16 protein-coding genes are annotated in these 14,008 nt (G+C 64.8%); 11 read left to right on the forward strand and 5 right to left on the reverse strand.

Annotated features, from left to right (window positions below):
* The 3 genes from WDW90_RS29480 to WDW90_RS29490 all read left to right on the forward strand — a co-directional run.
* Positions 1-868 (forward strand): sensor histidine kinase (locus tag WDW90_RS29480; RefSeq protein WP_336491056.1); only part of this gene is annotated, 868 nt, incomplete at its 5' end.
* Positions 869-1,096: 228 nt separating this feature from the next.
* Entirely contained in the window at positions 1,097-1,822 is a 726-nt protein-coding gene (locus WDW90_RS29485) for a Crp/Fnr family transcriptional regulator (RefSeq protein ID WP_336491057.1), read from the forward strand.
* Positions 1,823-1,947: 125 nt separating this feature from the next.
* On the forward strand, positions 1,948-2,208 hold the full coding sequence (locus WDW90_RS29490) for a hypothetical protein (RefSeq protein ID WP_336491058.1): 261 nt from the start codon (positions 1,948-1,950) through the stop codon (positions 2,206-2,208).
* 124 nt (positions 2,209-2,332) lie between these two features.
* Here WDW90_RS29490 and WDW90_RS29495 read toward each other — a convergent pair whose 3' ends face one another.
* The gene (locus WDW90_RS29495) at positions 2,333-2,566 is read right to left on the reverse strand and encodes a hypothetical protein (RefSeq protein ID WP_336491059.1); all 234 of its coding nucleotides are present in this window, start codon (positions 2,564-2,566) and stop codon (positions 2,333-2,335) included.
* 705 nt (positions 2,567-3,271) lie between these two features.
* Here WDW90_RS29495 and WDW90_RS29500 point away from each other — a divergent pair.
* Positions 3,272-3,673: a DUF1330 domain-containing protein gene (locus WDW90_RS29500; RefSeq protein WP_336491060.1), complete on the forward strand. Its 402-nt coding sequence runs from the start codon at positions 3,272-3,274 to the stop codon at positions 3,671-3,673.
* 596 nt (positions 3,674-4,269) lie between these two features.
* On the forward strand, positions 4,270-4,467 hold the full coding sequence (locus WDW90_RS29505) for a hypothetical protein (RefSeq protein WP_336491061.1): 198 nt from the start codon (positions 4,270-4,272) through the stop codon (positions 4,465-4,467).
* Positions 4,468-4,602: 135 nt separating this feature from the next.
* Here the strand turns inward: WDW90_RS29505 and WDW90_RS29510 are convergent, their stop codons facing one another.
* Positions 4,603-5,064 (reverse strand): recombinase family protein, encoded by a 462-nt coding sequence (locus WDW90_RS29510; RefSeq protein ID WP_336491062.1) that lies wholly within the window; start codon positions 5,062-5,064, stop codon positions 4,603-4,605.
* Positions 5,065-5,242: 178 nt separating this feature from the next.
* Between WDW90_RS29510 and WDW90_RS29515 the strand changes: the two genes are divergently transcribed.
* From WDW90_RS29515 to WDW90_RS40910, 3 genes are all read left to right on the forward strand, one after another.
* Positions 5,243-5,896, forward strand: a complete 654-nt coding sequence (locus tag WDW90_RS29515) for a hypothetical protein (protein ID WP_336491063.1) — start codon at positions 5,243-5,245, stop codon at positions 5,894-5,896.
* 28 nt (positions 5,897-5,924) lie between these two features.
* Positions 5,925-6,158 carry an HGGxSTG domain-containing protein gene (locus WDW90_RS29520; RefSeq protein WP_336491070.1) on the forward strand — a complete coding sequence of 78 codons (234 nt, stop codon included), beginning with the start codon at positions 5,925-5,927 and terminating at the stop codon, positions 6,156-6,158.
* 1,034 nt (positions 6,159-7,192) lie between these two features.
* Positions 7,193-7,471: a DUF6894 family protein gene (locus WDW90_RS40910; protein WP_431311148.1), complete on the forward strand. Its 279-nt coding sequence runs from the start codon at positions 7,193-7,195 to the stop codon at positions 7,469-7,471.
* Here WDW90_RS40910 and WDW90_RS29525 read toward each other — a convergent pair.
* Positions 7,440-8,384, reverse strand: a complete 945-nt coding sequence (locus WDW90_RS29525) for an AraC-like ligand-binding domain-containing protein (protein WP_336491064.1) — start codon at positions 8,382-8,384, stop codon at positions 7,440-7,442. The genes WDW90_RS40910 and WDW90_RS29525 overlap by 32 nt on opposite strands.
* Positions 8,385-8,663: 279 nt before the next feature.
* Here WDW90_RS29525 and WDW90_RS29530 point away from each other — a divergent pair, with 279 nt between their 5' ends.
* Positions 8,664-9,455 (forward strand): Crp/Fnr family transcriptional regulator, encoded by a 792-nt coding sequence (locus tag WDW90_RS29530; RefSeq protein WP_336491065.1) that lies wholly within the window; start codon positions 8,664-8,666, stop codon positions 9,453-9,455.
* 63 nt (positions 9,456-9,518) lie between these two features.
* On the opposite strand, the gene WDW90_RS29535 is transcribed toward WDW90_RS29530, so the two are convergent.
* Positions 9,519-11,777 carry a PAS domain S-box protein gene (locus WDW90_RS29535; RefSeq protein ID WP_336491066.1) on the reverse strand — a complete coding sequence of 753 codons (2,259 nt, stop codon included), beginning with the start codon at positions 11,775-11,777 and terminating at the stop codon, positions 9,519-9,521.
* Between the two features lie 71 nt (positions 11,778-11,848).
* Positions 11,849-12,115 carry a hypothetical protein gene (locus WDW90_RS29540; protein WP_336491067.1) on the reverse strand — a complete coding sequence of 89 codons (267 nt, stop codon included), beginning with the start codon at positions 12,113-12,115 and terminating at the stop codon, positions 11,849-11,851.
* Positions 12,116-12,430: 315 nt separating this feature from the next.
* On the opposite strand from WDW90_RS29540, the gene WDW90_RS29545 reads away from it, so the two are divergent.
* Positions 12,431-12,595: a hypothetical protein gene (locus tag WDW90_RS29545; protein WP_336491068.1), complete on the forward strand. Its 165-nt coding sequence runs from the start codon at positions 12,431-12,433 to the stop codon at positions 12,593-12,595.
* Positions 12,596-13,570: 975 nt separating this feature from the next.
* Positions 13,571-14,008: (2Fe-2S)-binding protein (locus tag WDW90_RS29550; RefSeq protein WP_336491069.1), on the forward strand; the 438-nt coding region annotated here is incomplete at its 3' end.

Genomic DNA, 14,008 nt, shown 5'->3' on the forward strand with positions numbered 1-14,008 from the left:
CGAGAGCCGCTTCCGCACGCCGAAGGTGCTTGAAGAGCACGGGATCAAGCGGGCCATCAACGTCATCATCCGTGGCGAGAGCGAGCCCTTCGGCGTGCTTGAGGTGGATAGCCCGACGGAAGGACGGTTCACCGAAGCCGACGTCGCTTTCCTGCAGGGATTTGCCAACCTACTCGGCGGCGCCATCGACCGACAACGCGCGGAAGAGGCACTGCAGCAGAGCGAAGCCCGGTTGCAGCAGGCATTGGCGCAACAGGAGGTGCTGACGCGCGAGATCAGCCACCGGGTCAAGAACAGCCTCTCTATCGTGGCGAGCCTGCTGAGCATGCAGGGCAACAAGGCGGCCGATCCTGGGCTGCGCGAGGCTCTTGTCGATGCGCGGACGCGCGTGCTGACCATTGCGAAAGTGCATGATCGGCTCTGGCGCAAGGATGAGGTGCAGACCCTCAATCTGGCCGAGTTCCTAGAGGAATTGTGCGAGCAGTTCCGCGCATCGATCGGGCTGGGCCACACGCTCACCTGTGAGGCTGTGCCGGTCATGCTGGCAACGGATCATGCCGTGCCCTTGGGGCTTATCGCCAACGAGTTGGTCACGAACGCCTTCAAGTATGCCTACCCTGGCGGCGCTGGCGAGGTGCGCCTCTCCGTAACGCAGGTTGAGCCAGGGCATCTTCGGCTCGAGGTGTGCGACAGAGGCGTAGGTCTGCCGCCGGGCTTCGACCCGGCAAAGTCCAAGAGCCTCGGCATGACGGTGATTGCCGGCCTCGGCCACCAGCTCGGCGGGCAACCGCAATGGCAGGATGCGCAACCCGGCACGCGGTTCGTGCTGGAGTTCCCGCATCAAGAGGGCGCGTCTCAAACTTTTTGAATTCTGGACAGGCAGTGGAAGCGGCCGGGTTCCGTAACGCCCAATCCGCGAGCGGCGCCTCATAGGAGCCGCAGGGCCCGTTACGCCTTGTCTGCACCCCCTCGCAGAGAGCGCGGCTCAGATCGAATACAGGGCAAGCCTTCGTTAGGTTTCAATCAGTACTAATGTGCCAGGAGCCCCGCACAGTCATTCCGCGTCACCCTAGTCAGCGCTCCGCACAGTGGAGCTATGAGCCACCCCCTCATCCGGAAGCTTGAGCACGGCGCTGACCTGTCCGAGATCGAGCGTTCTGCCCTGGTGGCTCTCACGCTCAACCGGCGCAGTGTTCCCGCGCGACGCGATATCGCGGTCTACGACAACACGGGTCGCGTCTACCTCGTGATGAGCGGCATGGCCGGGCGCTACAAGACCCTCCAGGAGGGCGGCCGCCGGATCGTCTCCTTCGCCGTGGCGGGCGACCTCTGCCGCATGCACGTCTCCGGACCCTCCGCGCGCGACATGCGCCTGGGCGCGCTCACGCCCTGCTCCGTCGTCGACATCCCGCGCGCGAGGCTCACGGAGCTGATCGAGACGCATCCCGGCATTGCCCGCGCGATGCGTTGGCTCACCCTGATGGAACTGAGCCGGGCCCGCGAGTGGCTGGTGAACGACAGCCGACCGGCAGACAGGCGCTTGGCGCATCATTTCTGCGAGCTACTGGTCTGCCTGCAGGTGGTGGGTCTTGCTGACGCGAACAGCTTCGAGCTGGCGATCTCGCAGACGGATCTGGCGGACGCGCTCGGCATTTCGCAGGTCCACATCAACCGCGTCCTGCAGGCGCTCCGGGCAGGCGATCTGATCGTCTGGAGCAAGTCCGTGCTGACCATCCCCGACGTGCCGCGGCTGAAGGCGTTTGCCGAGTTCGACCCCGGATACCTGGACCTGCAGGACCTGCGCACCGTCAGGGCTGCCTAGCCAGGCATCTCCTCCCTCCTCTTGCCCTGCCGTGACCCGTGTCCTGCTCGCCCTGTGAAGCTTGCCGTAAGTGAATGCGGTTAGGAGCTGAAGGCTTGGCAGTGAGTTGCTGTTTGAGGCGCGAGATGGTGGAGATCACGCTGCAGCCGGTGCAGATCGGGACGCAGAGCGAGGATACCGAGGGACGCCTCGCGTTCACGGATGGGAAGCTCGTGGCGGTCCTGGTGCGCCTGAGCGCGGAGCTGCATGGCGCAACGGGTCTGGCAGGCCAGTGGTGTGTCGAAGCGGGGTTCGGAGCCTGCGCCACCGATGTGCTGTCTGTCTGGTTCGACAGCTTGGAGGCGGCACGAGGCTGGATGGCTGAGCAGCTCTCGATACGCCAGTAGCACCATAAGGCTCAATCCGCGCTCGGTCAGATGAGGTTCGACGAGGCTGAGAGGGAAAAGAAAAGCCCCGGCACGAGGCCGGGGCTGAGCCGAGAACGGCTGTCTGTAGTAGCAAGAGGCCACCTTAGCGGGCCGAGGTCGCAGCGGCCTCGGCAACGACGCGGGGAGCGGCCGGGGCACGCGCGGTCAAGGACGGCGTGGTCGTCAGCTCCGACGCCTGACGCACAGCGGCCGTGACGCGGGCCTGCTCGCGGTAGAGCGTCGGGGTGAGGTGAATGGCGTCACCGGCCATCGCGGTCTCGGCAGCGAAGGTAGCCGAGGCAAGCACAGCAAGCGCAAGAGCGCGGATGGTGCGCATGAGAGATCTCCAGGTTCAGGGTGGCCGTCTGCGGAGCCGACCGATGAGGGATTGAACCACGGAATTTGTGCGGCGCGGCATGTCAATTTTGCATTGCGCCATAATGCGCATTCGCGCGCTCGATGAATGTATATTTCGATCGTCTGAGCGTAGGTCTTCTTGCAATCTCTGTCTGAGATATGCGTTCAACGCGTATGAAATTATATTTTTGTCTGCGCTAATTTTAATTTGAAGGCCGTCGATCTGTTAGCGGTGTCTCTGGCTTAGTGGCGTCCAGCGGGTTGGTTCGAGCCAGCCAAGAGCCGGTTCGGTAAGAGCACACCCAAACCGGGCCGTTCCACTGGCCCCTTAGACCTCTTCCTGCAGCGCGTTCCAGAAGTCCGAAACCACTCTCCTGGAACGCCTTTGGAACGGTCCACACGGGCAAGCCCTATTGGAACGCCGAGCGTGCCGCACGTCCGCTCAAGGTGGAAGGTCGACCATACCCTGCAAGTTTCGGTCGAGGATACCGTCGGCCGCAAGCGCCCTCGGCTGCTGCGGATCGATCCAACTACCGAATTCGCAATCTGGGCGACGGTTCGACCAGTTGACACGGATCCGCCTGATGAGATCTCTGGCGACATATTGACTGAACTTTCTCGCGCGCTCAGCCTATGCACCGGGCAGTTCATTGCACTGCTTACGAACAAGTTCGGAGCAAGGGCCATGAAGTATCGATGGGATATAGCCGTAGCTATGCTGGCGAGCATGGGGCTCGGCGCAGTAATGGTCGAGCGCCTTCAGGCTCAATCAAAGCCGCCCGTCTATTTTGTCGGGGAAATTGAGGTAACTGACCCCGAAGGTTACGCCAAAGAGTATCTGCCGAGGGCACGGGAGATCATAAAGGCCCACGGAGGTCAGTTGGTGGCTGCGGGAGGGGCAGCCGGCAGTGGAAGTCAGGTCATCGCCATGGATGGTGAGCCGCCAAAACGCGCCGTCATTTACAGGTATGACAGCATAGATTCGGTTCGTGCATGGCATAATGACCCTGCGTACAAGGAGGTGCGAAAGATAGGCGAGAAATACGCGCGATACCACACCTTTGCGGTGGAGGGTGTTTCTCAATAGGTGGGACGAACTGTTGAGAGCCGTTGAAGGCCGGCAGCGGAGACGCCGGCTTTGGGTCGGGAGCTTCCATAACGCCCAATCCGCGACAGCGCGCGGGCAGGCCCCGTAGCCAGTGGCGGTCTCAGAAACAGCCGGCTATCGAGACAGTCTCATTTGGGGGCGATTATCGATACTAAAGGCACCGGGGCTCGGCCGCATCCGATGTCTCGTCGGGTGAGGCGTCCGCGCGCTTGTCTGACATGCCGCGCAGGAGCAGGATGATCGCCTCGATGTCCGATTTACTGCATTGGCGAATGACATCAATTGCATCCAACGCTCACCGATCGCTCGACCTGTCCCAAGGGTCAGGGCGACTGCGCCGATAGTGCCAATAGTGCCAAAACTGCGGGTTGCCGGCTTTTTGGCACTATTGGCACACAGTTTGGAGCCGCCGCAGACCTTTAGGATGGTTTAAGACCCGCTGGCAGTGACGAGAACAGTTGCTCCTGAAGACCTGGAGTGCACATCAGCCCACTGACGGACCTGATCCACCTGCAGACGGGCTGGCTGGGGGCGGTCCGGCTGATCACGCTGACGAAGATGCGGGGAGGGGGGCCGTGATGCGCGGGGCCGTGCTGATCCAGAGCGAGCACCGCATGTTCTATCAGCCCTCCGTCTCACCGATGGTACTGGTGAAGATCGAGCCCTACGAACCGGAGCGCCACCGCGCGATGGTGGGGCAGATCGATGCCGCGGCTGAGGAGTACGAGCTGATCTGCGAGGAGCTGGAGCAGATCGAGCACGAGGTCGTGTAGCTCGCAACAGCGCCGATGAAGGAGCTCGCGTAGCGCGAGGCAAAGCTACTTCTGGCTTCACCGCTCCCCGAGGGCCAAGCCCCAACGCTATGGCTTGGCTGCCAGTGAGCGCATGGTGCAGGAGCAGCGAGCGGCTTAACCCATCTCGCTCTGCTGAGCCTGCAGCTCGCGCCGCCACCGAGTCACTTGCCGCGCCGTGACGGCTGCCCTGTCCGCCGCAATCAGGCGCCGTTCCCGCCGGGCGAGTGCAACCGCATTCTGCAGCACGAACGAGCCGGCATCGGGATCAGGTCCGGCCACGATGATCGGCACGGGCTGGTGCATCAGGTCGGCCAAGGAGATCACATCCCGCGAGAGCCGATCCAGGCTGGCCACCACCATGGAGCACTTCTTGCGCTTGGCCAGCGCCAGGGCGTGAGACAGGCCCGGGTACCGCTCGAGCGTGTCCGGCGCCCGGCTTGCCTCATCCTCCCTGCAGCTCGACAGCACAAGGTAGCCGTGCCGCTCGCAGAACTGGCAAATGCTCGCCCATTGCTCCTCCGGGCTCGGGACCGGACGGCCGAAGCGGGCTTTGGAGATGCGGATGTAGGCGATCACGGGTTTGCTGGGCACGGGCAGGGGGCCTTTTGCGACTTTCGGATCTGGATGCTATCGCTGATGCTCGCGAACAAACCAAGAACATGGCCGGCAGAATGCGCGCCAACAGGTGCTTTTCCGGTGGACATGGCGGAGCGGCCCGTTCGTGTGCGCCGGCTGGCAAGGAGCAAGCACAAGCATGGAGGCACCTCAGGAGAGCGAGGGCGGGGAGCTGTCCGACACAGCGCTTGCCAAGCCGTACGAGCCAACCCCGGCCGAGGAGGCTGCCCTCGCGACCCATCGCAGCCGCCGCGCCAAGGCCCTGCCGACACGCATCAAGATCACCGCGGATGAGAGCGGCCGCAGCCTGCGCCTGGATCATCCGGACCAGCGGGTCGGCAGCCAAGTCCTGATGGCCTCCCTCGGGACGGCAAGCCCCGTGTTCACGGACGGGCTTCTGGGCCAGATGGCGGCGCTTGCCGCCCCCGGGCAGGCGCGGAGCGAGGCTGAGATCAACTTCATGCTGGCCGCCGTCACCGGCGTAGAGCCGCGCGACGAGGTCGAGGCGATGCTCGCAACCCAAATGGCGGCCGTTCACATGGCCACGATGACCTTTGCTCGCCGGCTCGCACGCACGGACGAGGTCGAGCTGGCCGCTTGCGCCGAGCGGGCCCTCAACAAGCTGGCGCGCACCTTCACGCTGCAACTCGAGGCGCTCAAGCGCCACCGCAGCACTGGCCAGCAGACGGTCCGGGTCGAGCGCGTCACCGTCGAGGCTGGAGGTCAGGCGATCGTTGGGGCGATCAGCGCACCCTTGGGCGGGGGCAGGGGCGGGGAGTGCGATGGAACTTGAGGGCAACCCTATGCAAAGCCGGATGGCGATGCACCTCTCGCCCCGCTGCGGAGCCAAGACGCGCAGCGGCCGCCCGTGCTGTTCCCCGGCGATGCCGAACGGGCGCTGCCGCATGCACGGGGGCGCCTCGCCCGGCGCGCCGAAGGGCGAGCGCAATGGCATGTACCGGCACGGCGGCTACACGAACGAGGCTGTCGAGCTGCGGCGCGAGCTCAACGAGTGGGTCAGGCTCAGACGTCAGTTCGCCGAGGAGGTCACCTAACGTGATCCTGCCGTTGATCTGCCCGCATCCGCCGCGCTGACGCTTGGAAGGGCTGACATGTCCTGCGGTACAAGGCGAACTCGGCCCTCTGCGGCCAACGGGTCTGCAGACAAGCAGCCGCTCTTGGTCGGCTTGGAGCGGCGGCGCCGATAGTGCCAAAAGCGCCAAAATGCTGAAGGTCCCGTGTTTTGGCACTAATGGCACTATTGGCACAGACTGAGAGCTCCGCTCGTGACGCGGCTGGAGCCGGCAATGCGGATAGCCTAGATGCGTCACCCCTGCGCGGGGGGGGCGCTACCTGACCAACGAGCAGCTGGTGCTCACGATGGCAGAGGGCTCCAGCGTGTTTCCTTGCCCTGAACCTCGCTGATGATCTGCAATGCTGCCGGTACCAAGATGCTCGTCTCACTGAGGGGAGGGGGATCTCACGGCCGGCGTCAACGACGCCGCGCAGGTGAGCCTCGGCCGCACAGTTGCGCGATCCCGTCTGCCTGAGCCTCCGCAAGGGTATACTCGCATGGATAGGCTTCCATTCCGGAACGTCCAATCCGCGAACGCCCGCTCCTCAGGTAGCTCAGACACTCGGGCTGGGTACGCTGAATGTCGCCTTGTGGCCGTAAGCAGCCCGTCCGCTTTGGGGCTTAAGCGATGGGTAAACGGACGTTCTGCGAGTCTCATCTTGAGCTGACTGGCTGGCTTTGGACCGGGCTGATTGAGAGGATCAGCCAGGACCGGATGAGCTGGAGATGAGACGAGGACGGAGGCCGCACTCGTCGCTGGGCTACCGGCCGCCTGCGCCCGCCACCCTCCCGGACACAGCCTTCCGGCTACCCATGGGCGCCACCATGCAGTAGCCTCGCCACTGGCTCGGTCCAAAATACCGGTCAGGTCACCCCGAAAAAAGGTTGCCCCAGACGCCAAGAAGGTCCCGCGTCTAGGCAGTGTCAGAAAAGCCGACGGATTGTGCCATCTCGGCCGATCCAAGCGCTATCGGGCGCTCTAACATCCGTTCACCCGGCGTGGCTCAGAGATCAATGCCTCGATATTTCTTCCACATCGACGAAGGACGGCACCACACCGACACGGGCGGGGTTGAACTTGCGGATTTAGACGCGGCCAGGAGGGAAGCCCTGAGGGTCATTGGCGAGTTGATGATCGACAACGCGCTGGGCGACATTTGGTCTGGCAGAGAATGGGTCATGACGGTCGCCGATGAAACCGCACGGGAGCTGTTCGCCATTCGGCTCTCAACATCGCAACGGAACGGTGCAGGTTCTCCGGTTAGGCTGTCATTGTGCGGCGACACTCACTAGGCGTCAGGCCATAGGCGGCTTTGAACCGGCGGCCGAAATGAGTCATGTCCGAGAACCCCCAGCCATAGGCGATTTGGCTCACGGTCCGGTGCGTCTGCGTGGGATCCTCCAGAGCCTGCCGGCAGCGCGCAAGGCGCCTTGCCTGAATGAGCTGCATGAGAGAGGTGTTCTCGTCAGCCAGCACGGCATTGGCATACCGCACCCTCACACCGGCAGCGTTGGCGACCGTGCTGACATGGAGCGTGGGATCAGCCAGGCGCGCCTCGACCTCGGTACGCAGCCTCATACGAACGAGCGACCGAGCGGATGAACTGCGTGGCATCATCTCGTCCGTTGCTCTCCCGAAGGCGAGAGCGATCAGATCGAGCAGGTGCGCCTCAACAAGGCCTTCGGCTGAGCCCAAGTCATCGACATGGGACGGGAGCATGGCCAGATAGGCGGACGCCAGACGGCCTTCTGCCGTGGCCAGCTTGTGGGCGAGCAGGTCTCGTGTCTGCCCGAGACGGCTTTCCAGCAGGACGCGTCGAACCTTAACAATAAGCACTTCAGAACGGCCCGAGAACCATCCCTTGTAAGGCACGCCCGGATCGATCAGCGTGACATCGCCCGGCTCCAGCACAACTTGCCGGCCACCCTGCTCAAGAGCGAGGCGCTCTCGAACCTGCCGACAGATGAAAAGCTCATCGCCGTTCGTCCGAGAAAGGTGACGCGTCGCGTGAGTGACTACCATTTCCGAGTTCTGAAAGCAGGCAAGATTGAGCGTTCCGATTGAGCCCGCACGCAGCTCTGCCCTAAACGTTCCTCTGCATCTCGGCTTGGAGTCGTGCTCGACAACGTTTCGGCGGGCAACCTCGTGCCAATATTCGAACCGGTCACGCTGGTGGACATGGTCCGTCGAGAAAACCGTCTCCATTGAAGCTTCCTTTCGGTCCGCTTGGCTTATGCCACAGCGATCGCAGGCTAGAAACTATGGGCGCCGGCCATCCGGTCGCGCGAGAGGAGGCGGCCGTGCAGGCTTGCCTCGGCTTGCGCACACAATGGCGGTCGCACATCGCCCGGCCTGCCCCTGCGATCGCCTGCCGGAGCAAGGACATCGAGGCTCGCGCATCGGAAGGCTCCTAAGGAATGGGCCGGATGAACTCGCGCCGCGCCGCCGGAAGAATGCGGCAACCATCCCGGAGGAGGCCCGATCGTGACACTTGCCCCCATCGCCCTGATGGATCCTGCCGTCTCGGGAGCCGCTCGCGTGCCGCGGCACTTGGCTCGTGCGCCGGAAGGGGGCGGCCCCGTCTGTACGCTGGCTCATAAACTCGATGGGTTTGCCCCGCTGACGGGGCAGGATCGGGCGGCGCTTGAGGGGCTGACCGGCTATGTCCGGCCGGTCGAGCGGCACACCGTACTCGTTGAGCAGGAATGCGTGGCCAACTACGCGCTTATCGTCTTCGCCGGGTTCGCCAGCCGTTTCAAGCGCCGCTTGTCCGGCCGGCGCCAAATCCTAGCCTATCTCATCCCCGGTGATCTCTGTGACCGAGGCGCGCTCCACGGATATCCACTCGACCACGCGATCGAGACGCTTACCGACTGCCGGATCGCCAAGGTCCCGCGCACAGCATACCTCGACCTGCTCGGCCGGCATCCCCGCGTCGCGCTCGCGCTGCAGCGCGCAAGGCTCGCCGAAGAGGCGACGGCCCGCGAGTGGATGGCCAATATCGGCATGCGCTCGGGTCTTGAGCGCACGGCGCATCTCCTGTGCGAATTGCTCGAGCGCCTGGGACGGATTGGTCAAGCCTCGGACGGTCAGTTTGATCTGCCGTTGACGCAGGGGGATCTGGCCGACGCGCTCGGCCTGTCGAACGTTCACGTGAACCGCGTGCTGCAAGCCCTACGACGCGACGGGCTGATTTCACTGCGGGGAAGCCGGCTACGGATACTCGCGCCGCGGCGGCTGCGTCAGCTCGCGGAGTTCGAGGCCGGGTACCTCTAGCGTCCGCCGGCTGTCTCGGGGCCCATAGTAGCCTGCTTCCTACGCGGGGTTCCGGACTGCAGCCTAGTCGCCGTCGTGATTGGCGGGACGCACGCCGGCGGCCGTCGCGATGAGAACGGCCTCGGGCAGGGTGTGGGCGCCGAGCGCCTCCATGACCCGGGCGCGGTAGATCTCCACCGTGCGCGGGCTCAGGCCCAGCGTGCGGGCGATGGTCTTGTTGGTGCCGCCCGCGAGCAAACCCTCCAGCACCGCACGCTCGCGTGCCGACAGGGCCGCGATCCGATCATGGGACCCATCGCGCGCACGCGAGCGCTCAGCCGCGTCGCGGATTTCGGCCAGCGCTGTCTTGACCGCGAACAGCAGCACCTCCGGTGTCCAGGGGGCTTCGAGGAAATCGACGGCTCCCGCCTTCATGGCGCGTACCCCGAAGCCGACGTCGCCATTGCTCGCACCGACCGCCACCACGGGCAGGTGCGAGCGCGAGGGTTTCAGCTCACTCGCGACCCCCAAGCTGCCGGCCTCCTCCAGGTCGAGCACGACGCAGCCGGACATCAGCGAGCCCGCCATCTTGAGGAGGGCCTGCCCGCTCACAAAGGCCTGCACCTCGTACCCGCCGGCTTGCAGGGCATCAACGAGGCCGCGCCGGGCGTCGCCCCCAACCGCGACCACGTAGGCGCGCAGGCCAGTGTCGATGGTGACATCCTGCGCGATCCCGCCCGCTGACCGGATGTGCCCGTCGATCCCCGGGATCGGGAAGAAGGTGTCGCGGATGCGGCGCACCGCGTGGTCCGAGGCGCGCAGGATGCGGTACTCCAGAACCAGCGTCTCGCCGCGACCGACCCGCTCCAGCGCCTGCGCGGCGGCCTCGCGGTCCTCCGGGTGGACGCTGGCGAGCCAACTCGCGAGATCCGGCATGTCCTCGGCGGGCATGCCCCAGACCTGCGTGAAGGCCGGGCTGAGATAATCGAGTTGTCCGCTCTTCAGGTCGGCGAGCCAGAGCACGTTCGCCGAATGCTCGGCGAAGCGCCGGATACGCTCCTCGCTCTCGCGCAGGGCCGCCTCGGCCTGATGGCGTTCGGTGACGTCGAGGGAGACCGCAAGGCCACCAACGATGGCACCCGTCCCATCGCGCAAGGCGCTGACCACGTTGCGCACCCACACTGCTGTGCCATGCGGACGCAGGTAGCGCTTCTCGATGGTGAAGGATGCGCCTTCTGCCATGGCGCGCTGGTACAGGGGTTCGTTGAACGCCCAGTCGTCCGGGTGGGTCAGCTCCTCCACGGTGCGGCCGAGCAGATCATCGCGAGTGCGCCCCAGGATCTCGCAGTAGCGTTCATTGACGAAGCTCATCCGGTGGGCGGCATCGACGATGACGATGCCGGCCTCGGCTTGCTCGGCTACGGCCCGGAAGCGCTCCTCGCTCTCGCGCAGGGCCACCTCGGCGCGCTTCTCCCGATTGACGTCCTGCACCACCATGATGGCGTGCTGAATACTGCCATCGCGTTCCCGCACCGGAATGGCGCTGACTCGCATCCAGCGCTCATTGCCTTCCTCGGTCCGGTGCAGAAAGCTTACGTCCTGCACGACCTCGCCGCGCATCGCCCGAGCGAAGGGGTAATCGTACGGGCTCAGAATCTGGCCCTCCGTGTCGAAGCAGGTCCACTGAGGCTGCACGTCCGGATCGATGGAGGGAGCCCTGCCGCTTGGAAGAAACTGCCGACAAAGCGGATTGGTGAGCAGCGCTCGCCCATCGGCCGCGAAAAGGCCGGCTCCGAAAGGGAGATGCTCGATCAGGGTGTCAAAGCGCGCTTGTTGCGACTCGATCTCCCGCAAGGCGGATCGGAGCCGCTCCTCCGTGCGGACCCGCGCGGTGGTCTCGTGCACATGACAGAGCACGCCTTGCACGCTGCCGCCTTCATCCCGGACCGGCGAGTAGGCAAAGGTCCAGACGGTCTCCTCCTGAGTGCCGTGGCGATCCGCCGTAACGGTATAATCCTCCAGATAGCTCGCCTCGCCCCGGAGCGCGCGCTCCGCCACCGGCCCGATCTGCTCCCATGCCTCGCCCCAGACCTCGGGGAAAGGGCGCCCGAGCGCCTCGGGCTTGATGCCGAGGATCGGCCGGTACGCGTCGTTGTAGAAGCTGATGAGGTCAGGTCCCCAGGCGAGGTAAGTCGGAAAGGCCGAGTTGAGCATGCTGCCCAATGTGTACCGCAACGCGTGTGACCATGCCTCGATGGGGCCGAGCAGCGTGGGTCTCCAGTCGTGCTCTCGAATGCGGATGGCCATATGACCACCACCCGTCAGGAAATTTCCGGGTGCCATGGTGGCCTCCGTCCAGGCTCCTGTCGAAGTGGCCGGCACCGAGCCTGAGAGACGGCTGGAAGATTCTGCTGTCATCGTGGAATCCGAAGCCGCGCCAGCAGACTGTCGTCCTGGACACAGCGCTGAAATGCCGGAACCGCGACTCGTCCTCCCAACGGCCGTACCGCCACGAGTCGCGGCCGCGCCAGATCGCGGATGGCGGCTTGGTCAGCCGGGTGGAGGAAGTCCGAGATCGGAATGGCCGAGATGCGGTCGTCAGGTTGGCGTCCGACCGTCTTGGGCCCGGCCGCCTTCAGAAACACCGGCCTGAGGTTCCTGTCGGCGATGCCGATGAACACCGGCGGCTGCCCGACGACGGCCGCTGACAGATCATCGAGCGGAGGCGCTTTTGACGGTCCAGGGCAACCTCGCCGGCCGTCAAGGCTAGGGCTGCGCCGAGCGAGCCTATTGTCATCCTCCGGCGAGCTGTTCTGGGGCACTCGGGCTTCGGCCTTCTTCAGCGGCGGTGGAGAAGCAACCTTAAGAGGCACGGACGATCTCGCCCGTTCGACAGCACGAGCTTTCCCTGCCGCCGCGCCCACGGTCATTCACACAGGTGAAATCTCTGGCCGGCTACCCCGCCTACGCCGTGGCGGCGCGCCAGGGAGGCCGGCATGCCCCAGCACGAGTTCGAGAACCGGCTGAAGATTGAGATAGCGGTGATGAAGATAGGCCGCTTCCGCGCCGCCGCCCGCCTGCGCCAGAGCCGCAATGAAGCTCTCCAGCGTCAGGGCGGAGAAGCCGACGGTAGCCGGTTCCAAATATTTTTCACAAAATAACATGCGCTTACATCTGAATTGCTTTCCGCTTTATGTGTCACCTTGGCCACTTATAAATAACGAAACGAAACGTGAACGCTTTGTGGCATGTTAATTTGCAATTTCAGTGGCAAACGTGAGCGAATAACACGCGATGAAGCAGGGCTTGAGCAGAGTGCCGCGATCGAGGTGCGCTTGGCTGACCGAACACTCGACGCCAGCACGCTCGCGCGCAGCTGGTGTCAGCGCCCGATACGCCAACGCCGTGCTGGCCGAAGAGAGCACGTCGATCGTGCAACACATTCAAGCACGGCGGCTTGCCCGTTGCGGTAGGCGCTGGAAGACCCGCCGCAAATGAGCCGGATGGTGAGCGAGATCGCCAGGCAGACCGGGACGATCCGCAGACGCCGGTGCCGCCGACAGGCCAGACACCAACACCGACCAACACGTAAACGGCAACCGCCGCCAGCGCCCACCACCAGGATCCACGGAACGCCGGCACAAGGATGGGTTTGCCGACCGGCCCCGTTCCGGTGGACCTTCAGGAGTTCACGGTCTCGATGCTCTGGCACTCGTCCTACGATCACGACTCGGCGCACCGGTGGCTCCGCGACCTGCTCCTGCGCGCGTCCAGGTCGGCACCGTGACCAGGACCACGGGCCAGCGAACGAACGTGGACGCTGCGAGCCCCACGCAGGGCCATGCTTGTCGCCACACGGGGTTGGACGTCCCGGAAGGAAAACCGCTTCGATCCTGATTGTCCTCTCGCGGTTCGTTCGAACGCCTGGCTTGAGGGCGGATCAGCCCGCAGGATACGACGTGGCACCCTCCCTACCTCGTGGCCGCCCGATGCACGACATCCGGAGGTCGAGCGAACTCGACTGCCCTCGGGCCGGTTGAACCGGTGTACGCGCAGAGCCGAACCGAACGCCGCTCCTCCCATGGCTCGCGAGTCATCCCGGCCCGTGCCCGTGCCTCACGACAGGACGATTGCTGATGATCAAACTCACCGTGAACGGAGCTGAGCGCAGCTTCGACGGCGATCCCGACATGCCGCTGCTGTGGTACCTGCGCGATGAGGTGGGGCTCACCGGCACCAAGTTCGGCTGCGGCCAGGCCCTCTGCGGCGCCTGCACCGTCCATCTCGGCGGCACGGCCGTGCGCGGCTGCGTCACCCCGGTCTCGGCCGCCGAGGGGCAGGCCGTGACCACGATCGAGGGCCTCTCGCCCGACGGCAACCACCCCGTCCAGGTCGCCTGGCGCGATCTCAACGTCGCCCAGTGCGGCTACTGCCAGCCCGGCCAGATCATGCAGGCGGCCTCCCTCCTGAAGGACACGCCGAAGCCCACCGACGCGCAGATCGACGAGGCCATGAGCGGCAATCTCTGCCGCTGCGGCACCTATCCGCGCATCCGCGCGGCGATCCATCAGGCC

The organism is Methylobacterium nigriterrae (genome assembly GCF_037106235.1).
Classification (GTDB): domain Bacteria; phylum Pseudomonadota; class Alphaproteobacteria; order Rhizobiales; family Beijerinckiaceae; genus Methylobacterium; species Methylobacterium nigriterrae.